20 protein-coding genes and 1 pseudogene are annotated in these 21,546 nt (G+C 73.2%); 9 read left to right on the top strand and 12 right to left on the bottom strand.

What is annotated here, in order from left to right:
• Positions 1 to 24 precede the first annotated feature (24 nt).
• The 3 genes from WBK50_RS04940 to WBK50_RS04950 form a co-directional block, all read right to left on the bottom strand.
• Entirely contained in the window at positions 25 to 1,809 is a 1,785-nt protein-coding gene (locus WBK50_RS04940; protein WP_341334444.1) for a sigma-54-dependent Fis family transcriptional regulator, read from the bottom strand.
• 113 nt (positions 1,810 to 1,922) lie between these two features.
• Entirely contained in the window at positions 1,923 to 3,053 is a 1,131-nt protein-coding gene (locus WBK50_RS04945; RefSeq protein WP_341334445.1) for an LLM class flavin-dependent oxidoreductase, read from the bottom strand.
• 13 nt (positions 3,054 to 3,066) lie between these two features.
• Entirely contained in the window at positions 3,067 to 3,963 is an 897-nt protein-coding gene (locus tag WBK50_RS04950; RefSeq protein WP_341334446.1) for an alpha/beta hydrolase, read from the bottom strand.
• 161 nt (positions 3,964 to 4,124) lie between these two features.
• Between WBK50_RS04950 and WBK50_RS04955 the strand changes: the two genes are divergently transcribed.
• Complete coding sequence (locus WBK50_RS04955; RefSeq protein WP_341334447.1) at positions 4,125 to 4,973, top strand: mycofactocin-coupled SDR family oxidoreductase; 849 nt, start codon at positions 4,125 to 4,127, stop codon at positions 4,971 to 4,973.
• A gap of 192 nt (positions 4,974 to 5,165) precedes the next feature.
• Here the strand turns inward: WBK50_RS04955 and WBK50_RS04960 are convergent, their stop codons facing one another.
• A complete protein-coding gene (locus WBK50_RS04960; RefSeq protein WP_341334448.1) occupies positions 5,166 to 6,449 on the bottom strand; it encodes a glycosyltransferase family 2 protein in 1,284 nt (427 codons plus the stop codon).
• A gap of 315 nt (positions 6,450 to 6,764) precedes the next feature.
• Between WBK50_RS04960 and WBK50_RS04965 the strand changes: the two genes are divergently transcribed.
• Positions 6,765 to 8,018 (top strand): competence/damage-inducible protein A, encoded by a 1,254-nt coding sequence (locus WBK50_RS04965; protein WP_341339298.1) that lies wholly within the window; start codon positions 6,765 to 6,767, stop codon positions 8,016 to 8,018.
• 68 nt (positions 8,019 to 8,086) lie between these two features.
• On the opposite strand, the gene WBK50_RS04970 is transcribed toward WBK50_RS04965, so the two are convergent.
• From WBK50_RS04970 to WBK50_RS04990, 5 genes are all read right to left on the bottom strand, one after another.
• Positions 8,087 to 8,710 (bottom strand): superoxide dismutase, encoded by a 624-nt coding sequence (locus tag WBK50_RS04970; RefSeq protein ID WP_341334449.1) that lies wholly within the window; start codon positions 8,708 to 8,710, stop codon positions 8,087 to 8,089.
• 189 nt (positions 8,711 to 8,899) lie between these two features.
• Positions 8,900 to 10,033 (bottom strand): epoxide hydrolase, encoded by a 1,134-nt coding sequence (locus WBK50_RS04975; protein ID WP_341334450.1) that lies wholly within the window; start codon positions 10,031 to 10,033, stop codon positions 8,900 to 8,902.
• A gap of 4 nt (positions 10,034 to 10,037) precedes the next feature.
• On the bottom strand, positions 10,038 to 10,799 hold the full coding sequence (locus tag WBK50_RS04980; RefSeq protein WP_341334451.1) for an SDR family NAD(P)-dependent oxidoreductase: 762 nt from the start codon (positions 10,797 to 10,799) through the stop codon (positions 10,038 to 10,040).
• Between the two features lie 11 nt (positions 10,800 to 10,810).
• Complete coding sequence (locus WBK50_RS04985) at positions 10,811 to 11,809, bottom strand: acetamidase/formamidase family protein (protein ID WP_341334452.1); 999 nt, start codon at positions 11,807 to 11,809, stop codon at positions 10,811 to 10,813.
• A gap of 18 nt (positions 11,810 to 11,827) precedes the next feature.
• Positions 11,828 to 12,571 (bottom strand): IclR family transcriptional regulator, encoded by a 744-nt coding sequence (locus WBK50_RS04990; RefSeq protein WP_341334453.1) that lies wholly within the window; start codon positions 12,569 to 12,571, stop codon positions 11,828 to 11,830.
• Between the two features lie 67 nt (positions 12,572 to 12,638).
• Here WBK50_RS04990 and WBK50_RS04995 point away from each other — a divergent pair, with 67 nt between their 5' ends.
• From WBK50_RS04995 to pcaG, 3 genes are read left to right on the top strand one after another with little or no spacing between them, the layout of a single operon-like run.
• A complete protein-coding gene (locus WBK50_RS04995; RefSeq protein WP_341334454.1) occupies positions 12,639 to 13,844 on the top strand; it encodes a 4-hydroxybenzoate 3-monooxygenase in 1,206 nt (401 codons plus the stop codon).
• The gene (pcaH, locus tag WBK50_RS05000) at positions 13,844 to 14,545 is read left to right on the top strand and encodes a protocatechuate 3,4-dioxygenase subunit beta (RefSeq protein WP_341334455.1); all 702 of its coding nucleotides are present in this window, start codon (positions 13,844 to 13,846) and stop codon (positions 14,543 to 14,545) included. Before WBK50_RS04995 ends, pcaH begins: the two co-directional genes overlap by 1 nt.
• Positions 14,538 to 15,110: a protocatechuate 3,4-dioxygenase subunit alpha gene (pcaG, locus tag WBK50_RS05005; protein ID WP_341334456.1), complete on the top strand. Its 573-nt coding sequence runs from the start codon at positions 14,538 to 14,540 to the stop codon at positions 15,108 to 15,110. The genes pcaH and pcaG overlap by 8 nt, the downstream gene beginning before the upstream one ends.
• Before the next feature lie 23 nt (positions 15,111 to 15,133).
• On the opposite strand, the gene WBK50_RS05010 is transcribed toward pcaG, so the two are convergent.
• Positions 15,134 to 15,583 (bottom strand): hypothetical protein, encoded by a 450-nt coding sequence (locus WBK50_RS05010; RefSeq protein ID WP_341334457.1) that lies wholly within the window; start codon positions 15,581 to 15,583, stop codon positions 15,134 to 15,136.
• A 350-nt stretch (positions 15,584 to 15,933) separates the two neighbouring features.
• Between WBK50_RS05010 and WBK50_RS34940 the strand changes: the two are divergent.
• Together WBK50_RS34940 and WBK50_RS05020 are read left to right on the top strand one after the other, a co-directional pair.
• Positions 15,934 to 16,245: pseudogene (locus WBK50_RS34940) on the top strand (GtrA family protein); the annotation flags it as partial.
• A gap of 118 nt (positions 16,246 to 16,363) precedes the next feature.
• Positions 16,364 to 17,293 (top strand): alpha/beta fold hydrolase, encoded by a 930-nt coding sequence (locus tag WBK50_RS05020; protein WP_341334459.1) that lies wholly within the window; start codon positions 16,364 to 16,366, stop codon positions 17,291 to 17,293.
• On the opposite strand, the gene WBK50_RS05025 is transcribed toward WBK50_RS05020, so the two are convergent.
• Together WBK50_RS05025 and WBK50_RS05030 are read right to left on the bottom strand one after the other, a co-directional pair.
• A complete protein-coding gene (locus WBK50_RS05025) occupies positions 17,290 to 17,652 on the bottom strand; it encodes a VOC family protein (protein ID WP_341334460.1) in 363 nt (120 codons plus the stop codon). The genes WBK50_RS05020 and WBK50_RS05025 overlap by 4 nt on opposite strands.
• Positions 17,653 to 17,668: 16 nt before the next feature.
• Positions 17,669 to 18,835 carry an acetyl-CoA hydrolase/transferase C-terminal domain-containing protein gene (locus WBK50_RS05030; protein WP_341334461.1) on the bottom strand — a complete coding sequence of 389 codons (1,167 nt, stop codon included), beginning with the start codon at positions 18,833 to 18,835 and terminating at the stop codon, positions 17,669 to 17,671.
• Positions 18,836 to 18,949: 114 nt separating this feature from the next.
• Between WBK50_RS05030 and WBK50_RS05035 the strand changes: the two genes are divergently transcribed.
• Complete coding sequence (locus WBK50_RS05035) at positions 18,950 to 19,963, top strand: glutathione S-transferase family protein (RefSeq protein ID WP_341334462.1); 1,014 nt, start codon at positions 18,950 to 18,952, stop codon at positions 19,961 to 19,963.
• Between the two features lie 301 nt (positions 19,964 to 20,264).
• Positions 20,265 to 21,488, top strand: a complete 1,224-nt coding sequence (locus tag WBK50_RS05040) for a glycoside hydrolase family 3 N-terminal domain-containing protein (protein ID WP_341334463.1) — start codon at positions 20,265 to 20,267, stop codon at positions 21,486 to 21,488.
• Positions 21,489 to 21,546: the final 58 nt, after the last annotated feature.

Here is a 21,546-nt window from a genome sequence, read left to right on the forward strand (position 1 = left end):
ACCGGTGGAGCGGCGAAGAGCGTTCTAACGCTCTTTGCCGCTCCCAGGGGGTGTGATGGCGAAGCGGCGGACCTTGCGGTAGATCGTGGCCCGGGAGATCCCGAGGTCCGCGGCCGCACGGTCCTTGTTCCAGCCCGCCCTCTGCAGCGCCGCGACGATCGTGTCCCGCTCGGTGCTCTCCAGCAGGGCGAGCCGGGGCCGGTCCGGCGGGCTGCGGTAGCCCTCGGGCAGGTGGTGCGTCGAGACGTCGAAGTGCATGCCGTTGACCAGCGCCGTCGCCAGCACCCGGCGCAGCTCGCGGACGTTCCCGGGCCAGGGGTGCGCCTTCAACGCCCCGAGCGCGGACGCGGTGCAGCGCGGCCGGGTGCCGCCCTGGCTCAGCTCGTCCAGCAGCTCGTCGACGAGCACCGGCACGTCCTCGGCGCGGTCGCGCAGCGGTGGCACGGCGAGCGTCACCTCCGCGACGTCCAGCAGGTCGCCGCCGGGCGGGTCGACGCTGGTCAGCACGACCCGGGCCGGCGCGGCGCCGACGAGTGCGGCGACCGTCCCCGCGGCCTCCGGCGAGAGGGCCGTGACGCGGCGGAGCACCACGGTCGCCTGCGGGTCCTCGAGCGCGGTCCCGAGCTCGTCGAACCAGGCGTCGCCACGGTGCGGCTGGGTCCGGCAGTCCAGGATCCGCGCCGGCCCGCTGCCGCCGCGGGCGGCGTGCAGCCGCGACGCGAGCCGGGCCTTGCCGACGCCGGGCTCGCCGTGGAGCAGCACCGGGCCGTCGAGCTGGGCGATCCGGTCCACCTGCCGGAGCACCTGCCGCCACGCACCGCTGCCGGTCGCCCGCCGGGCGCCGCCGGGGGAGACCGGCACCATCGTGACGATCACCCCGGCGGGCCGGGCCGCACCCGGGTCGACGGGCGTGCAGCGCGCCTGCACGGTGATCTCCCGGGTCAGGGTCAGCTCGCCGCTGACCTCCCGCCCGGACGCGATCGCCCCGCCCGCCCACTCCCACAGGAGGGCGTGGTCCGCGGGCTCGAACAGCTGCGCGGCCGCCGAGTTGGTGATCAGGAAGTCCTCGTTGAGCGAGGCCACGGCGACGTCGCGGCGCCGCCGCGTCCGCTCGACGAACTCCTCGAACAGCGCCCGTTCCCGCGCGGTCGCCTGCTCGCGCAGCCGCAGCTGAATCTCCCGGACGGCCTCGGTGAGCAACGGCAGGAGCAGCTCGTTGGTGTCCCGCGAGCCGCAGGTCAGGTCCAGGACGCCCTCGAGCCGGTTGCTCAGCGGGTCGACGATCGGCACCCCGACGCAGGTGAAGTCCTGCATCGCGTCCTGGTAGTGCTCGCCGCCGACGATGAGGGTCGGCCGCCGTTCCTCGACGACGGTGCCCAGGCCGTTGGTCCCGACGAGCTCCTCGCCCAGGCAGCAGCCCGGCGACGCGGAGATCCGGTCCAGCCCGGTGAACAGGGCCCGCTCACCCGCCCCCCGCCACAGGATCCAGGCCTTGCTGTCCGCGAGGACGACCGCGGTCGTCGTCCCGGAGAGCTGCCCGACGAGCCGGTCCAGCACCGGTTCCGCGGCCCGCAGCAGGCGCGGCGCGGCCGACCGGTCCGGGTCGAACCGACCGTCCGGAACCCGGGTCGGGTCCACCCCGGAGAGCAGGGACCGCCGCCACGACGCCGCGATCTCGGGCCGGACCAGCTCGGGGCCCGACCCGCCCGGGCCGGCGCCCGCGGAGAGGATCTCCTCGCGCGCCCGCTGGACGCGCTGTTGCGCCTCGGCGCTCCAGCGCGCCCCCACGAAGGGCACGGTCCGCCCCATCCCGACCTCCTCGTCGGCAGGAACTGCTGCTCAACAGTGCCGAACGGTCGTCAGGTCCGGCAAGGCCCGACGACCGTTCGGTCCATCGTCGACCGTCGGCTGCTCCACCCGGTCTAGCCGCCGGCTGCCTCCCGCCGCTGGCGCGTGGTGCGGTGCTCCGGGTCGAGGTCGAACTTCGGGATGACGTAGTCGCCCATCAGGCGGATCATCCGCAACGTCTCCTCCTTGGTCTTGACGCCGCGGAGCATGAGCAGCTGGTTCGCCCCCGTCGCCTCCCAGGCCTTGACCTGTTGGATGACGTCGTCGGGGTCGCCGACGATCGCCGCGCCGAGCCCGATGAACGCGTCGAGCATCTCCTCCGACAGCTCCGGCATCACCGCCGGCCACTGCGGGAAGCCCTCCGGCCGCGGGAAGGTGTCGTGGTACCGGAAGACCTGCGACATCTGGTAGTTGTTGCCGCCGGCCAGGAAGTCCCGGCGGGCCTCGCCGCGGTCCTCGGCGATCGAGTTGAACCCGTTGGCGACGATCAGGTTGTCGTTCACCCACGCGCCGATCGGGTCGTCGCAGTTCGCGACGGCGCGCTTGTAGGCCTTGATCGCCGCGTCCGTCTTGGGCAGCTCGTCCAGGGAGAACCCGAGCGCGCCCATGCCGCGCCGCCCGCACATCTCGAAGCTCGACGTGTTGCCCGCCGCGTACCAGATCGCCGGGTGCAGCGGTCCGTACGGCTTGGGCAGGACCTTCCGGGCAGGCATGTCCCAGTACTCGCCGGAGAAGCCCGGGTACTCGTCCTGCATCCACATCTTCGCGAACTCGGGGACCGTCTCCTCGAAGATCTTCTTGGTCTCGTTGACGTCGGTGACCTCGGTGTGGAAGGCCTTGACCTCGTGGCTCCCGGCCCCGCGGCCGACGCCGAACTCGAAGCGGCCCTCGGTGAGGTGGTCCAGCATCGCGACGCGTTCGGCGACCGCGGCCGGATGATGGACCTTCGGCAGCGGGTTGAAGATCCCGGAGCCGACGTGCGCGCGGGAGGTGAGCGCGCCCAGCGCGCCGAGGAACACGTCGTTCGACGAGATGTGGCTGTACTCGTCGAGGAAGTGGTGCTCGGAGATCCAGATGTACTTGAACCCGGCCTTCTCGGCGGCGAGGCAGACCTCGAGGTCGTCCATCAGCGTCCGGTGCTCGGCATCGGGGTCGGTGCGCCGGTCGGCGGGCAGATAGCCCTGGGTGAGGAATCCGAACTCCATGATCGTCCCCTTCTCAGACGGCCGCGGTGGCGCGGGCGTGGGCTCGGACGAAGCCGCCGGCCCGGTCGACGGCGCGCTGCGCCTCGGGCAGCCGGTCGGCGAACATCTGGAACACGTGGACCATCTCGTAGCCCACCTGCAGCGTCGCGTCCCCGCCCGCGGCCAGCACGCCGTCGACGACCCGGACCGCGTCGTCCTCGAGCACCTCGCTGCTGCCCACCTGCACGAGCAGCGGCGGCAACCCGCCGAGCGGCGCGAGGAACGGGGAGACCCGGGGGTCGGCGGGATCGTGACCGGCGAGATAGCCCTCGGCCATCCCGGTCAGGACGGCTCGGCTGACCAGCGGGTCGACGGATTCGCGCGCGGACATCGAGTCCCCGCTGAGGGTGAGGTCGGCCCAGGGGGACATCAGCACCCCGGCCGCGGGCAGCGCGTCGCCGCCGTCGCGGGCCGCGACCAGCGTGGCCAGCGCCAGTCCGCCGCCCGCCGAGTCGCCGGAGACGACCAGGTCCGCCGGGTCGACGCCGTCGGCCAGCATCCCGCGGTACGCGGCGATCGCGTCCTCCCAGGCGGCAGGGAAGGGGTTCTCCGGGGCGAGCCGGTAGTCCGCGAGGAACACGTGAGCGCCGGCCGCACGGGCGATCCGGGCGGCGAGGTCACGGTGGCTCGCGGGCGAACCGATCAGGTAGCCGCCCGCGTGGAAGTGCAGGATCGTCGTCGGCCCGGATTCGGGGACGCTCACCCACGAGCCCCGCACCCCGCCAACCGTGCCCTCGGTGATCGCCGCGTCGGCCGGGGGTTCGGGGCACATGCCGTCGAAGCCGACGCGCATCTCCTCCAGCGTGGCGTCCTCGCGCAACCACAGCCCGTAGGCCGCCGTGGCGAGCTCGTTCACCCGTGCCGAGACCATGGGTCCTCCGTGCAGCTCGGGGCGGGCCGCACTGCCCGCCTCTGCGGTGACGACACCAGGCCCCCGTCTCCCGGGGAGGTCTCACATTGAGACCTCGGTCCGAGGGGACGGCCTCCCTACCGTCGTGGCGGCGCGGCATCGGGGCCGGGCGGGACGCGGAGGTGGAGTCATGGGTCGGATGGACGGCAAGGTCGCGCTGGTCACGGGCGCGGCGCGGGGGGCAGGGCCGGTCGCACGCGCTGCGGCTCGCCGAGGAGGGCGCGGAGATCGTCGCCGTCGACCTGTGCGCGCAGATCGACACCGTGCCCTACGGGATGGCGCGCCCGGAGGACCTCGCCGAGACGGCCAAGCTGATCGAGGAGCTGGACCGGCGCGTGCTCACGCGCGAGGCCGACGTCCGGGAGCAGAGCGCGCTGGACTCCGCGGTGGCCGACGGCCTCTCCGAGTTCGGGCACATCGACGTCGTCTGCGCCAACGCCGGCATCTTCAGCTACGCCCCGGCATGGGAGATGACCGAGACGATGTGGGACGACATGCTGGCCGTGAACGTGACGGGGGTGTGGAAGACGCTGAAGGCGGCCCTGCCGTCGATGATCGAGCGCGGGCAGGGCGGCTCCCTCGTCCTGACGAGCTCGACGGCCGGCCTGCGCGGCTTCGCGAACATGGTCCACTACACCGCGGCCAAGCACGGCGTCGTCGGGGTGATGCGGACGATGGTGCAGGAGGTCTCGCAGTACGACATCCGGTGCAACACGGTCCACCCGACGGCCGTCGACACGGACATGATCCAGAACCGGCCGATGTACGAGCTGTTCCTCCCGGACGCGAAGCCCGAGGAGCTCACCCGCGAGCGCTACGGCGAGGCGTTCCAGGCCCTGCACACCATGCCGCACCCGTGGGTGGAGGCGCGGGACATCTCCAACGCCGTCCTCTGGCTCGCCTCGGACGAGTCCCGCTACGTGACGGGCCAGACGATCGCGGTCGACCTGGGGTTCCTCGAGAAGGTCTAGCACAGCGATCATCGGTTCACACCGGTGCCCGCGCATGCCTCCGGGCGTGCGGGGTGGCCGGGGCCATAACCGAGCCACGAGACCAGGACCAGGACGAACCGGACCAGGACGCCGAGCCACGATGACGGCCGAGCGAGACACGCGGAAGGTCACCGTCCCGAGGGGCGGTGGCCTTCCGCGTGGGGCGAGGAACTAGCGCAGCGCGATCGCGGGGCGAGCCTGCCCGCCCCGCGGGCCGTCCTGGTCGCTGCCGCCCTGGTCCTGCGCCGCGACGAGCGGGGGGACCCGGCCACCGGCGCGGCGCGCCTTGCGGCGGGCCCTCAGGTAGACGTACGGGCCGGCGAGCATGCCGCGCAGGCGCGTGCGGCCCGCGCCGCTCGGCATGGCGTCGCCGGCGCCGGCCTCGCGGTCCGCGATCCTGCCGAGCTGGCGGACGGCGGCCGGGATCCGCCGGATCGCGGCCGCGCGGCCCCGCGGGGACAGTGCGACCTTGGTCAGGAAGCCGGCGAGCCCGATGGCGTAGCCCTCGACCTGCTCGCGCAGCGCGGCGCTGTCCGGGCGGTGGTGGTGCCAGACGTACGCGCTGGGCTCGTAGCCGAGCACGTGCCCGGCGAGCACCAGCCGGACGAGGAACTCGCAGTCCTCGCCGGAGCGGGTGGCCGAGCCCGGGCCGAGGGCCTCGTCGAAGCCGCCGGAGACGCGGGCGACGTCCGCCCGCACCGCGAGGTTGGCGCCGATCCCGAACAGGCCGGGGGAGAAGGGGAAGATCGCGGAGTCCGGGGGCGGGTCCGCCAGGGAGAACGTCCGGGAGACGAAGCCCTTGTTCCAGCCCAGGGCCGCGTCCGCCGCGCGCTCCTCGTCCGAGCCGAGGCTCGCCGCCAGCACGGGCCCGCTGACGCAGACCAGGTCGGGGTTCGCAGCGAACGCACCGGCCATCCGGCGGGCCCAGGAGGAGTCGACCTCGGTGTCGTCGTCGGTGAACGCGACGAGCCGGGTGCGGGCCTCGGCGAGACCCCGGTTGCGCCCGGCCGACGCGCCCCGGCGCGCCTCCCGCACGTACCGGACGCGCTCGTCCGCGATCGCCTCGACGGCGTGCCGGGTGAGCTCGTCCTCCGGGTCGTTGTCCACGACGAGCACGGTGACGGCCGGGTGGTCCGAGCCCAGGATGCTGCGCACGCAGCGGCCGATGCTGTCCGGCCGTCCCCGGGTCGCGACGACGACGGTGATCGGCTCGACGGACGACGGCGCGGCCGGCGCGGCCGCGCTGCCGAAGCGGGCGTCGATCGCGGCGCGCACATCTGCGGCACCGGCGCGGCCGGCCCGCAGCGGGACGGTGACCTGGCCCAGCGGGGCACCGTCGGGCATGGTCACCAGCAGGCGGGCGGCGCCGAACCGGGCGTCGACGGCGATCTCCGTCGCGTCGGTCCGTTCGACCCGGCCGACCCAGGTGGGCTCGCGCAGCGTCTCGTCCGGCATCAGTGGAGCGTCCTTCCCTCTGTCGCGGCGGCGGGCCCGTGGGGGTCGATCGGGTCCGCCTGCCGCGGCGGTGCCGCCCTCTGGGGAAGAGCGACCGTTCGCGCTTGTCCTGACCAAGTCTCCGCATGCCCGCTGTGACGACACTGAGAAACGCTGAAGATCCAGGTCAGAGCGCTGTTTCCGGTGTGTCCGGACGAGCGGAGATGAGCATAGCGTCACGCTCCGTGCCCTGCCTCGCGGACGCACGGCGGCCGTCCGCGGCGGTACGGTCTCGACCATGGTCGAACGGGCTCCGGGAAGCGGCCGCGCGCCGGCATCGTCGTCACCGGGAGCGAACTGCTCACCGGCGCCGTGCGGGATGCGAACGGCCCGTTCGTGGCGACCGAGCTGGGGAATCTCGGGTTCGAGGTCTCCCACGTGCTGCTCGTCGGGGACCGCCCGGAGGACCTCGCGCAGGCCCTGCGGTTCGTCGCGGACTCCGGCGCGGAGCTCGTCGTCACCAGCGGGGGACTCGGCCCCACCGCGGACGACCTGACGGCGGAGGTCGTCGCCGCCTTCGCGGGCCTCGAACTCCATCCGGACGAGACGATGCGGGAGCTGATCGCCCGCCGCGTCGAGCGCTGGGCGGCCCGGACCGGGTTCGGCGGACCGGCGCTGGACGCCGCGACCGCCAAGCAGGCCATGGTGCCCCGCGGCGCGACGGCCCTGGAGCCCGTCGGCACGGCGCCCGGGCTGGTGGTGCCTCGCGACGGCGGTCCGCTCGTGCTGGTCCTGCCCGGGCCGCCGCGCGAGCTGCAGGGGATGTGGCCGAGCGCGCTGGCCGCCGCGCCGATGGCGGAGCTGCTCGCGACCGTGCCGCACGCCGAACCGGTGCTGCTGCGGTTCCAGGGGCTGCCCGAGTCCCAGATCGCGGAGACGCTGCGGGTTCTTCCGGCCTACCCGGACGTCGAGGTCACGACGTGCCTGCGCCGCTCGGAGCTCGAGGTGGACCTGCACCCGTTCCCCGGCGGCGAGGCGGACGCGACCGCGCTCGCGGACGCGATCGTCGCCCGGCACGCGAAGAACCTGATCAGCGCGGACGGGACCACCACCGACGAGCTGCTCGGGCGCGCGCTGGAGGCCTCCGGGCTGACCGTGGCGACGGGGGAGTCCTGCACCGGCGGCATGCTCGCGGCCCGGCTCGTCGACCGGGCGGGCTCGTCGTCGTACGTCCTCGGCGGGGTCGTCGCCTACTCCAACGAGGCCAAGACGGCCCTGCTCGACGTCCCGGCGGAGATGATCGAGGAGCACGGCGCGGTGTCACCGGAGGTCGCGCGGGCCCTGGCCGACGGCGCGCGGGCGAAGCTCGGCGCGTCGATCGGGGTCGGGATCACCGGCGTCGCCGGGCCCGGCGGCGGGACGGAGGCCAAGCCCGTCGGCTACGTGTGCTTCTGCGTCACGACGGACGACGGCCAGGTCCTCGCCCGGGACCCGGTCCTGCCGGGCGGCCGCAACGACATCCGGGAGCGCTCCGTCGACCTCGCCATGCACCTGCTGCTCCGCGTCTCCGGGGCACTCCCCACCCGCTGACCTCCGCGAGCCGGCACTTCCGGTTGCCCGAGTGTCGACTCTGAAGTGCCGACTCGCGGGGAGCGGGGTCAGGCGGGGGTGATCAGGCCCGTGGTGGTGCGGGCGGCGTCGAAGCGGGCCTGGGCGTCGGCCCAGTTCACGACGTTCCACCAGGCCTTCACGTAGTCCGGCTTCACGTTCTTGTACTGCAGGTAGAAGGCGTGCTCCCACATGTCCAGCATGACCAGCGGGATCTGCCCGGCCGGCAGGTTGGCCTGCTGGTCGTAGAGCTGGTGGATCAGCAGCCGGCCGCCGAGGGCGTCCCAGGCGAGGATCGCCCAGCCGGAGCCCTGGATGGTCGTGGCGACGGCGGTGAAGTGCGCCCGGAACGCGTCGAACGAGCCGAAGGCGTCGTCGATCGCCGCGGCCAGCTCGCCGGTGGGCTTGTCGCCGCCGTCCGGGGACAGGTTCTGCCAGAAGATCGAGTGGTTGACGTGCCCGCCGAGGTTGAAGGCGAGGGTCTTCTCGAGCCCGACGACCGCGTCGAAGTCACCGCTCTCGCGGGCGGCGGCCAGCTTCTCCAGCACCCCGTTGAGCGCGGTGACGTAGGTGTTGTGGTGCTTGGAGTGGTGCAGCTCCATGATCTCGCCGGCGATGTGCGGGTCGAGTGCGCTGTAGTCGTAGGGCAGGTCGGGCAGGGCGTACGTGGCCATTCTCGGAGCGCTCCTCTGCGTAGTGCATATGACTTGCAAGTGAGATATTGACGCAACTGCCGATCCGATGCCACTCTGGTGCGGCAGGTGGGGCGCGTGGGTGATCGTTCTGGCAGCTCGGCACCGACGTGACGACGAGGGGCCGCACGGAAGTCCGTGCGGCCCCTCGTCACGTCCGGGTGCGGCTGCTCAGCGCACCATTCGGAAGAACGTGCGCAGCTCGTCGACGAACGTCTCCGGCTGCTCCATCGACGCGAAGTGCCCGCCCGAGCTCGGGTAGGTCAGCCGCCGGAGGTCGACGAACCGGCGCTCCAGCCAGCTCCGCGGCATCCGGTTCATCTCCCGCGGGAAGATCGCCGCGCCGGTCGGGACCTCGACGGTGTCGTAGCGGGTCTTGCCGTAGCTCTCCCAGTACAGCCGTGCCGACGACGTGGCGCTCGCCGTCAGCCAGTAGAGCGTCACGTTGTCCAGCAGCCGGTCCCGGCTGATCACGTTCTCCGGCGGGCCGGCCGAGTCCGTCCAGTCCCAGAATTTCTCGATGATCCACGCGCACTGCCCGGCGGGGGAGTCCGTGAGCCCGTACCCGAGGGTCTGCGGGCGCGTCGACTGCTCGGCCGAGTAGCCGGCGCCGAAGCGCCGGAACTTCTCGGCGTCCTGCCGCGCCTGCTTCTCGGTCTTCGTCAGCGCCTGCCGCTCGTCCTCGGGCGGGGCCTCGGCCAGCGGCATCGTCAGGTGGATCCCGGCCACGGCCTCCGGCATCCCGGTGCCCAGGGCCGCGGTGATCATCGATCCCCAGTCGCCGCCCGCCGCGCCGTAGCGCTCGTAGCCGAGGCGGTCCATGAGCTGCGCCCACGCGGTCGCGATCCGCTCGACGCCCCAGCCCGCCGTCGTCGGCTTGCCGCTGTAGCCGTACCCGGGCAGCGACGGGATGACGAGGTGGAACGCGTCCGCGCCGTCCGAGGGCTTCGTCAGCTCGTCGATCACGTCCAGGAACTCGACGACCGAGCCCGGCCAGCCGTGCGTGAGGATCAGCGGCAGCGCATCCTCGTGGGGCGAGCGGACGTGCAGGAAGTGGACGTCGACGGAGTCGTCGCCGCCGCCGTCGAGGCCGGTGACGAACTGCGGGTAGGCGTTGAGCTGGGCCTCGACCCGTCGCCAGTCGTAGCCGTTCGCCCAGTAGTCGCACAGGTCCTGGACGTAGTCCAGGGGGACGCCCTGGGTCCAGCCCTCCACGGTGGACGGATCCGGCCACCGGGTACGGAGGAGCCGCTCGCGCAGGTCGTCGAGGTCGGCTTGCGGGGTCTCGATCCGGAAGTCGCGCACGTCCCTACAGTTGCACGCCCCGGGTCAGGGCACCGTCGGCGACCAGGTTGGTCCCGCTGATCCGGCTGGCCAGCGGGCTGGCCAGCATGACGACGGCGTACGCGGCCTCCTCGGGCGTCCCCATCCGACCGGTCGGGTTGAGCGCCAGCGCGGAGTCGAAGAACTCCTTGTTGTTCTGCTCCATGCCGTGCCAGACCCCGCCCTCGAAGTAGGTGTTGCCGGGGGAGACGGTGTTGGCGCGGATTCCCTTGGCGGCCAGGTCGAACGCGAGACCGGCCATGTAGTGCGCGAGCGCCGCCTTCATGACGCCGTAGGAGCCCGTCGCGAAGTCCACCTCGCGCCCGGACACGCTGGACACCGCGACCACCGACGCGGCGTCGCTCTCCTCCAGGTAGGGCATCGCGGCCTCGACCATCCGCACGGTGTGCATGAGGTCGACCTCGAAGGCGGTCCGCCAGTTCTCCTCGCCCGGCCCGATCGCGAGCGCGCTGACGTTGGCCACCAGGATGTCGATCCCGCCGGCCTCCGTCGCCTCGTCGACCACCCAGGCGGCGAGCGCGCCGGCGTCCGCGACGTCCAGGGCGCGGCCCGCGACCTCGGCCCCCGTCGCGGCGAGCGCGTCGACGCGGGCGAGCACCTCGTCCTCGGAGCGGGCGCAGAACGCGACCCGCGCCCCCTCGGCCGCGAGCAGGTCGACGACGGCGCCGCCGATGCCCTTCGTGCCTCCGGTGACGAGCGCCTTACGGCCCTTCAGCTGCAGGTCCATGCGGGTTCTCCTTACAGTGAGCGGGCCTGCTCGCGCAGGTGGGAGTGCATCCCGCCGTACGCGGACCCGGTGGGGAGCAGTTTCTTCGCGATCTTGGTGACCGCGCTGTAGTTGGTGTCCACGACGTTCGCGAGCGGGGACTCGCTGATCTGCGTCAGCAGCTGGTAGGAGTCCAGCCGGTCCAGGCCGTAGAGCTCGCCGAGCCAGCCGATCATGCCGATCTGGCTGGCCCGCCAGGCGTCCTCCAGGGGCCGCGAGGAGCCGACCACGACGTAGTGCGAGTCGCTCTCGATCCGCGGCCAGGTCGTCGGCGTGCCCTTGATCAGCTCGACCAGGATCGTCACGTCCATCGCGCCCTCGACGGCCGTCCCGCAGCTCTCGCCCTCGCCCTGCCGGTAGTGCCCGTCGCCCACCGAGAACATCGCGCCCTCGACGTTGACGCCCAGGTAGCAGGTGACGCCGGGCTTCATCTCGGGGGTGTCCATGTTCCCGCCGAACACGTCCGGGACGAGGCTCGACCGCACCTCGCGGCCCGCGGGGGCCACGCCGACCGTGCCGAGCATCGGGTTCATCGGCAGCTCCAGGCGCAGGTCCGCGCTCTGCGCCTCGAACAGGACGGTCTCCTTCGCCCGGTCGAGCTGGTAGATCCAGGTGCGTTCGGGCAGGGGGTCGTGCAGCAGCGCGGTGCGGTCGGTGACCGAGAGCGCGCCGAAGAACGGGATCAGCGTCGACGCACCCCAGTCCCGCGCCGGCGTCAGGTCCACGATGTGCAGGGCCAGAGTGTCCCCGGGCTCCGCGCCCTCCACGAAGAACGGCCCGGTCTGCGGGTTGACCTCGGCCATGTTCAGGACCGCGCTCGGGCTGTCCGTGGTTCTGGTCAGCCGGCCGGAGAACGCGTCCTCGGTCCACAGCCGCAGGAGCGTGCCGGGGGAGATCCGGTGCGACGGGGCGACGCCGCCGAAGGTCCAGACGTACTGGTCGCGTTCGGGCCGGTACTCGACGACGTCCATGGTCGAATACTTGCGGGCTCAGCTACTCCTGGCAAGCGCCCGGCCGATGCCCCGCGCGGCCGCCCGGACCGCGGGGACGTAGGCGTGCGGGTTCCCCTCCGCCGGCACCACGATGGACAGCGCCGCCACGACCTCGCCGGACGGCCCGCGCACCGGCGCCCCGATGGACTGCGACACCATCTCGACCTGCCGGTCGCTGATCGCCACCCCGGTGCGGCGCACCTCGGCGAGCATCCGGCGCACCTTCTCGGGGTCGCACAGCGTCTTCGGGGTGAACCGGCGCAGCGGGGCCGTGAGCACCCGCTCCTGCAGCTCCGGATCGGCGAAGGCCAGCAGGGACAGCCCGACCGCGGTCGCGTGCAGCGGCATCCGGGACCCGGCGCGCGTCAGGATCGAGACGGCGTCGCGAGCGGCGAGCCGTTCGACGTAGACGACCTCGGCGCCGTCGAGCACGGCGAGCTGCACGTTCTGTCGGGTCACCTCGTGCAGGTCCTCGAGGTAGGGCATCGCGGCGTCCCGCAGCCCGAGCCCGCGCGGGGCGAGCGCCCCGACCTCGAAGAGTCGCAGGCCGACGCGGTACTGCCCGTCCTCCGCCCGTTCCAGCGCGCCCCACGCGGCGAGCTCGCCGACGAGCCGGTGCGTGGTCGTCAGCGGGAGGGCCGTCCGCCGGCTGATCTCGGTGAGCGAGAGCTGGGGTGTCTCGGCGGTGAACGCGCCGAGCACGTCGAGGACCCGCGCCGTCACGGTCGACCTGCCTGCCATGCAGCCAGTCTTCCGCACAGTGGAAGTACGGTCGAACGGGGATCGGCGGGTGCGGGAAGCTGCGGCCATGCGAACCCAGGTCGTGTCCAGGACCCAGGTGGGGATCGTGGGCGCCGGGCCAGCAGGACTGCTGCTCTCCCACCTGCTCTCCCGCCGAGGAATCGACTCGGTCGTGCTCGAGGCGCGCAGCCGCTCCTACGTCGAGCAGCGCGTCCGGGCCGGTGTGCTCGAGCACCCCACCGTGGAACTGCTCCGCGAGGCCGGCCTCGCCGCCCGCCTCGACGCCGAGGGCCTCCCGCACGGGGGCATCTCCCTGCGCTTCGACGGCGGGGACCACCGCATCGACTTCGCCGACCTCGTCGGCAAGGGGATCACGGTCTACGGGCAGCAGGAGGTCGTGAAGGACCTCATCGCGGCCCGGGTCGACGCCGGCGAGCCGATCGAGTTCGAGGTCTCCGACGTCGTCCTGGACGGCCTCACCACGGACGCACCGTCGATCGGCTACACCGCCGCGGACGGCACCCGGCGGAGGATCGAGTGCGACGTGGTGGCCGGCTGCGACGGCTTCCACGGCGTCAGCCGCCGGGCCGTCCCGGACGTCCGGATCGCCGAGCGCGAGTACCCGTTCGGCTGGCTCGGGATCCTGGCGAAGGCCGCCCCCACCCACGACGAGCTGGTCTACGCCAACCACGACAACGGCTTCGCGCTCTACTCGATGCGCAGCCCCGAGGTCACCCGGCTCTACCTGCAGGTCAGGCCCGACGCCGACCCGGCCGAGTGGTCCGACGCCCGGATCTGGGACGAGCTCGGCACCCGCCTGCAGGCGGACGGGTTCACCCTGAACGAGGGCCCGTTCCTGGAGCGGCCGTCGGTCACGGGGATGCGGAGCATGGTCGCCGAGCCGATGCGGCACGGGCGCCTTTTCCTCGCCGGGGACGCCGCGCACATCGTCCCGCCCACCGGTGCGAAGGGCATGAACCTGGCGATCGCCGACGTCCGCCTGCTCGCGGACTCGCTCGCCGACCTCCTGCTCCACAGGGACGAGACGGGCGTCGACACCTACTCCGAGCGGGCACTGCGCCGGATCTGGCGCGCCGAGCACTTCTCCTGGTGGATGACCTCGATGCTGCACCGCTTCGACGACGACCACGCGAACGGCGACGCGTTCGGCCGCGCCCTGCAGCTGTCGCAGCTGCGCTACACCGTCTCGTCGCGGGCCGCCGCGACCGGTCTCGCCGAGAACTACGTCGGCCTTCCCCACGGAGCTGTCTGATGCCGTTGATCTACCCGTACGCCGAGGACACCCACCCGGCGCTGGACTCGCCCGGTTACAAGAGCACCGGCCTGCGCGCGCCGAAGCAGCGGCCGATCATCCTGCCGCAGCGGTTCACCGAGATCACCGGGCCACTGCTCGTCGGCGAGATCGGCCCGAACGACCACGACCTCACCCGCCAGCACCACGGCGAGCCCCAGGGCCAGCGGATCACCGTCTCCGGCCGCGTCCTGGACTCCGACGGGCGCCCGGTGCCGGACACGCTCGTCGAGGTCTGGCAGGCGAACGCGGCAGGCCGCTACCGGCACGCCGGGGACAACTGGCCGGCTCCGATCGACCCGAACTTCTCCGGCGGCGGCCGGGTGGTCACCAACTCGCTCGGCGAGTACTCCTTCACCACGATCAAGCCGGGTGCCTACCCGTGGGGCAACCACCCCAACGCCTGGCGGCCCGCGCACATCCACTTCTCGCTGTTCGGGCGCGCCTTCACCCAGCGGCTCGTCACGCAGATGTACTTCCCGGACGACCCGCTGTTCGCGTACGACCCGATCTACAACTCCGCGCCCGAGGGTGCCCGCGAGCGGATGGTCTCCCGCTTCGACATGGACACGACGCAGCCGAACTGGGCCCTGGCCTACCGCTGGGACATCGTGCTGCGGGGCCGCAACCAGACAGTGTTCGAGGAGCCGCACGATGACTGACCGACCCGGGCTGACGCCGTCGCAGACCGTCGGGCCGTACCTTTCGCTGGGCCTGACCTGGCCCGAGGGTGCGGACGTCGTCCCAGCCGGCACGCCGGACACCATCCGGATCTCGGGCGTCCTCCACGACGGTGCGGGCAACCCGATCCCGGACGGCATGATCGAGACCTGGCAGGCGGACCCGGCCGGCCGCTTCGCGCACCCCGACGACCCGCGCGGCGCCGCCGAGCCGAGCGTCCCGGGCTTCCTCGGCTTCGGCCGCTGCAACACCGACCCCGAGGGGCGGTGGGAGATCCGCACGGTCCGTCCCGGCCCGCTCCCCGCGGAGGACGGCGCCGTCGAAGCCCCCCACCTGGACGTCTCCGTGTTCGCCCGCGGCCTGCTGGACCGCGTCGTCACCCGGATCTACTTCGCGGACGACCCGGCCAACGAGGCGGACCCGGTGCTGAACAGCGTCCCGGCGGAGCGCCGGGACACCCTGGTCGCGCAGAAGGACGGCGAGGGCGTCTACCGCCTGGACATCCACCTGCAGGGGCCGCACGAGACCGTGTTCTTCACGGTCTGAGGCACTTCACGGTCCGGGCCCGGTCAGGGCATCGACGAGAACGACACCGAGCGGAAGGTCTTCCCGGCGCCGACGACCTCGCCGGGGGCGAGGGTCTCGCCCGGACCCGCACCGGCACCGGGGCGGTCCTCGGCGACAGGGTCCGCCGGGCCCGGCCCGGTCTCCCGGTCCTCGGCGATCTCCCGGCAGGTCCGCGCGGACAGCAGGGCGACCCGGTCCGTCTCGTTGACCGACGTCCGCCACGCCACCTCGTCGCCGTCCGGCGAGGTGAGGTCGACGCAGGTGCCGACCGGGGTGTCCACGAGCACCGCGGACGAGTCCAGGTGCTCGCCGTACTCCCCGGTCCCGTCCTCGGCGTGGTAGCTGCCGTGGGCGACGAGCGGTGCGGTGTCCGCCAGCGCGACACCCGTCCCGGCGAGTGCGGCCGTCCCGACCGCGCCGAGGACCAGGATCGTCCGTATCCGTGTACGCATGGTCACGTTCCCCCGATGCCGGGCGGTGGAGTTCACCCGCCCGTGTCTGCTGCGCTTCCGCTTCCTCAACGCGCCCGCCACGATCGGGTTACGGGGAGGCCTCCGTCACAGGGGCCCGTGAGCGGGGAATGTCTCGATCTTCTTGGGGTATTCACAGGAGAGAGCGAGCGCGCACCCATCCGCGGATGCGATAACTGTCGTACACAGCGGAAACGGGTCGAGGAGATGATGGAATGGCCGGCCGGGCATCGGTGGCGCATCTCGGTCTCCCGTCAGTGCTCGCGAACCTCGCCCGGTCGGCCGGTGATCGGCTCGCGGTCGCGCGGACCCGGCTGGACGAGCGGTTCCCGATGCTCCGGCAGCTCGCCCGCTACGCCCTCGTCGGTGGCCTCGGCACCGCGGTCAACGCCGGCGTCTACCTCGCCCTGCGGGTCACGTTGGAGCCCCTGGCCGCGAACCTGGTCGCCCTGCTGGTCAGCACCGGCGTCAGCACCGAGGTCAACCGCCGCTTCACCTTCGACGGCGCGCAGGCGCGCCGGTGGCGCGTCTACGTCCAGGACGCCGGCACCGTCGTCTTCTACGCGTTCTACAGCTCGGCGGTCCTGCTCGTCGTGGACGAGGTCTTCCCTGCCGTCACCGCGCCCGGTGAGTCCGTCGCGGTCGCGCTGGCGAGCACCCTGGGCGGCCTGGTCCGGTTCGCCGTGCTCAAGGCCTGGGTCTTCGAGAGCGCCGGGACCGGGCAGGTGCCGGAGGCCGGCCCGGCCGACTACGGTCGGCACGATGTTCCCGGGATTCGAGACGTTCGACCTGCAGGTGCCGACGGCCACGTCGCCGGTCCGCATCCACGGCGTGCGCGGGGGCTCGGGGCCGCCGCTGCTCCTGCTCCACGGGTTTCCGCAGAGCCACGTCCTGTGGCATCGGCTGGCCCCGCGCCTGGCCGAGGAGCACACCGTCGTCGCCACGGATCTGCGCGGGTACGGGGACTCCGATCGGCGTGTCTCCGCCGACGGGCCGGACACCCCCGGGTCTGAGCGGCACGCGGACTCGTCCTTCCGGGCGATGGCCGCGGACCAGGTCGCCGTGATGGCCGAGCTGGGGTTCGACGAGTTCGCGGTCGTGGGCCACGACCGCGGCGCCCGCGTGACGCACCGCCTCGCCCTCGACCATCCGGGCGCCGTCACCCGGCTGGCGCTGCTGGACATCATGCCGACGGAGTACGTGTACTCCCACGTCGACCGGCGGCTCGCGACCGCCTACTACCACTGGTTCCTCTTCATCCAGCCTTTCGACCTGCCGGAACGGCTGCTCGCGGGCGACCCGGGCGCGTACCTGCACAGCCTCCTGGGGGGCTGGGGGAGCGGCCTCGACGCGCACGACCCCGCTGCCGTCGCCGAGTACGAGCGGGTCTTCGCGGACCCCGACGCGCGGCACGCGATGCTCGAGGACTACCGCGCGGGGGCCTCGATCGACCTGGCGCACGACGCCGAGAGCGAGCGGACCGGACGCCGGATCGCCGCGCCCTGCCTGGTCCTCTGGGGCGGCCGGGGTGTGGTCGGGAACAGCCGGGACCACCCGCTCGACGTGTGGCGCTCCCGCGCCGCGGACCCGTCGCTCGTCACCGGCGAGGCGATCGCGGAGGCCGGCCACTTCTTCGTCGACGAGCGCCCAGAGGAGACCCTCGCGGCGCTGGCGCCGTTCCTGAAGGGTTAGTCCTCGGCCGGCAGCACGCAGAACTCGTTGCCCTCGGGGTCCGCCATCACGATCCACGGGAGGCCCGGGGCCTCGTCCAGCACGGTGGCGCCGAGGGCCGTCAACCGCCTGACCTCGCCCCGCTGCGTGCCGCCCGGCTGGGGGGCGACGTCGAGGTGGAGGCGGTTCTTCCCCGTGCGCGGCTCGCCCACCGGTTGGAACAGCAGCAGGGGGACGGCGTCGTCGATCTGGGCGTAGGTGGTCCCGTGGTCGTCGTCCCAGGCGCGGATGCTGTGGTGGCCGAGCGCCGCGGCCCAGAAGCGGGCGAGGGCGTCGGCGTCCGTGCAGTCCACGACGACGGCGACGAGCCGGCTGGTCATGGCTGGACGGTAGCGCTCACCCCGCGACCCGGCCGTCCCACAGATCGAGCAGCGCGGCGCGGCGCTCCGCGCGGTCCAGCCCCCGCAGGTCCGCCGTCCCGCGCTCGGTGACCACCACGTCGACGTCGTGCGACGCGGTCGTCACCGGCCGGGACAGGCGTTCGACGAGCGTGGGCCGGTCCTTGTGCGCCGACGCCAGCGCGATCACCGACAGGCCCGGGCCGCGGACGCCCGCGGCGGCGAAGTCCGGGTGCCCGCCGATCATGCCGGCTGCGGACCGGCCGAGGCCCTCGACGTTGACCTGCCCGTCGACGTCGATCTCGAGCGCAGCGTTCAGGCCGATCAGCGGGGGCTCGCCGGCCGCGGAGAGCCGGCCGACGTCGTGGGTGACCTCGATGGGGTGCAGGAGCCGCCGGCCGTCCGCCCAGTCGTAGAGCCGGCGGGTGCCGATCAGGTACGCGCACATCGGGTCGTCGAGCAGCAGGCCCTTCTGGTCCAGGTCGACGACCGGTTCGGGCAGCAACCCGGAGTCGATCCGCACCGGGACCTCCAGCGCCGCGACCATCGCCTGCGCGAGCCGGCCGGGGCCGACCTGCACACGCGCCCCCTCGGGGACCAGCGCCGCGACGTTGCGGGCGATCGCCTCGTCCGCGGGAGTCGGGGGCGGGGTAGGGATCTCGGCCGGGCCCTCGTCCGTCTCGCCGAGGACGGTGATCGCGTCCGCCGGGAGCGGGTCCCCGGCGTCGGCCAGCGGGGTGGCGGTGGACACGACGCCCGCCACCGGCACCCCGGCCTCGATCAGGCCGCGCATGTACGAGGCCTCGGCACCGAGGTGCAGCCCGCGCGGCCCGCGGACCAGCGTCGCGACGAGCAGGTCCGGCTTCAGCACCCCGGCCAGCAGCGTGGGCACGGCGGAGAGCCGGCAGGGAACGACGTGGGCGTCCCCCGCCTCGACCATCGACCGGACGCCGGGCCCGCCCATCAGCACCCGGACGTCCGCGAAGGCCGTCGGGTCCAGGTCCGGGGTCGGCGCGGGCATCCACCCGAGGACCAGCCGCACGTCCCCGGCCCGGGCCGCAGCGCGGCTCAGCGGACCCTGCAGGACCGTCGGGGTGCCGCAGCCGTCCGCGAGGGCGACCCGGGAACCGGGCCGGACGACGTCGTCCAGCGAGAAGTCCACCATGACCCGATTCGACCACAGGGAGATCGCCCCGGCGGTGTGATCGCGCGCTCGTCCCGGCCGTCCGAGATCGCCGCGGGGCGGGCGGGCACGCTCGGGAGGTCGTAGCGTTGCCGCATGGGAGCGTCCCCGAGCGGTGCAGCACAGTCCGGCTCCGACGAGTTCGTCCGCGAACCCCTCGGGGTGCAGGAACGGATCACCTCCGACGGCTCCTCGCCGTGGCCGGTGGAGGCGGACCGGTACCGGCTCGTCGCCGCCCGGGCCTGCCCGTGGGCCAACCGTGCCGTGATCGGGCGGCGCCTGCTCGGCCTGGAGCCGGTGATCTCGCTCGGCATCGCCGGCCCCCTGCACGACGAGCGCAGCTGGCGGTTCCACCTGGACCCGGACGACAAGGACCCCGTGCTCGGCATCGAGTACCTGCGGTCGGCGTACGAGGCGGCCGTGCCCGGCTACGACAAGGGCGTCACCGTGCCCGCCGTCGTCGAGGTGGCGAGCGGGAAGGTCGTCACGAACGACTACAAGGCCCTCGAGTTCGACTTCGCGACCCAGTGGACGGAGTTCCACCGCGCCGGCGCGCCCGACCTCTTCCCGGACAAGTACCGGGACGAGATCGAGGAGGTTTCCGAGGGGGTGTTCCACGACATCAACAACGGCGTCTACAAGTGCGGGTTCGCGAAGGGCCAGGCCTCCTACGAGAAGGCGTACGCCGCGCTGTTCGGCAGGCTCGACGAGCTGTCCGAGCGATTGTCGCGGCAGCGCTACCTGGTCGGGGACGCCATCACCGAGGCGGACGTCCGGCTCTGGGTCACCCTGGTCCGCTTCGACGCGGCCTACCACGGCCACTTCAAGTGCAACCGGCAGAAGCTGAGCGAGATGCCGGTGCTCTGGGCGTACGCCCGGGACCTGTTCCAGACCCCCGGCTTCGGGGACACGATCGACTTCGAGCAGATCAAGCAGCACTACTACGGCGTGCACCACGAGGTGAACCCGACGGGCATCATCCCCGTGGGCCCGGACGTCTCCAACTGGCTCACCGCGCACGGCCGCGAGGAGCTCGGCGGCAGCCCCTTCGGCGACGGCACCCCGCCCGGCCCCCCGCCCCCCACGGAACGCGTCCCCTCGCTCACCTGACCGACTCGCCCGGCCTCAGACCCCGACTCGCCCGGCCTCAGACCCCGACTCGCCCGGCCTCAGACCGCGACTCGCCCGGCCTGAGATCGCGACTCGCCCGGCCTCAGACCGCGACTCGCGGGGGTGGAGCCGGGCTTCCGCGAGTCGGGGTCTGGAGCCCCGCGAGTCGCGATCTCAGGCCGCGCGAGTCGGGGTCTGGAGCCGCGCGAGTCGGGGTCTCGAGCCCCGCGAGTGTCCCTCGGACCGGGGTGTGGGGCGGGGCCGTTCGGCACGAGAACGGCGGCACGCGACAATGGCCGGGATGCGGTTCCGCGACAGTTCCACCACACGCCGACGCGCGGTCACGACCGTCGCGGGCGGCCTCGTCCTCGGTGCCCTGCTCAGCGGCGTCGGCGTCGCCACGGGAGCGGCGCCCGACGTCGTCCGGTCGGCGCGCGCCGAGCCCGCCGCGGCACCCGTACCCGCCGCCCCGGCCACGGCCGCCCCGGAGGTGGCACCCGAGGCGCCCGTGGACCCCGGCCCCACGTGCGCATCCGCCGTCGCTGCGCTCAGCCCCCGGGACCGGCTCGCGCAGCGGCTCATGGTCGGTGTCGACGCGGCGGACCCCGCAGGCGCCGCCGCGATCGTCCGGCAGAACCGCGTCGGCGGGATCTTCCTCGGCGGCGCCGCCACCGCGCTGCTGCAGAACAAGAAGCTCGACGCGGTCCAGGCGGCCGCGAACCTGCCGGTCGCCGTGGCCGTCGACGACGAGGGCGGCCGCGTCCAGCGCATCGACGACCTCGACGGCGAGCTGCCCAGCGCCCGCGCGATGGCGAAGAAGACTCCCGAGCAGGTCCGCGCGCTGGCCGCCCAGCGCGGGAAGCAGTTGCTGGCCCGCGGGGTGACCTGGGACCTGGCCCCGACCGTCGACGTCAGCGACCAGCCGGCGAACGCGGTGATCGGGGACCGCTCGTTCTCGAACGACCCGGCCGTCGTCACCACCTATGCCCGCGCGTTCGAGGAGGGCCTGCACGAGGCGGGCGTCCACGGCGTCCTCAAGCACTTCCCGGGCCACGGGCACTCGAGCGGGGACTCGCACGAGGGCCGCGTCTCCACGCCCCCGCTCGCACAGCTCCGGGCGAACGACCTCAAGCCCTACGCGGACCTCCTCGGGCCCCTCGGGCCGCAACGGGCGAGCGTGATGGTCGGCCACCTGGACGTCCCCGGCCTGACGGACGCCCTGCCCAGCTCGCTCACCCCCGCGACCTACCGGCTGCTCCGGGACGACTACGGCTTCGACGGCCTGGTCATGACGGACGACCTGGGCGCGATGAAGGCGGTCACCGCCACGCTCGCCCTGCCGCAGGCCACGCTCGCCGCGCTGCGCGCCGGGGCGGACATGGCGCTCTCGTCGAACGTCGAGCCCGTCGCCCCGATCCTGGACACCCTCGAGACGGCGTTGGCCGACGGCCGGATCCCGGCCGCCGACAACGACCGGGCCGTCGAGCGGGTCCTCGCCGCGAAGGGCCTCTGCCGCCGCACCTGAGCCCGGACGCGGAGACGCCGCCCTCCCGGGGAGAGCGGCGTCCACGGGAATGCCGGAC

Origin of the sequence: Pseudonocardia sp. T1-2H (assembly GCF_038039215.1) — a bacterium.
In the GTDB taxonomy this organism is placed as follows: Bacteria; Actinomycetota; Actinomycetes; order Mycobacteriales; family Pseudonocardiaceae; genus Pseudonocardia.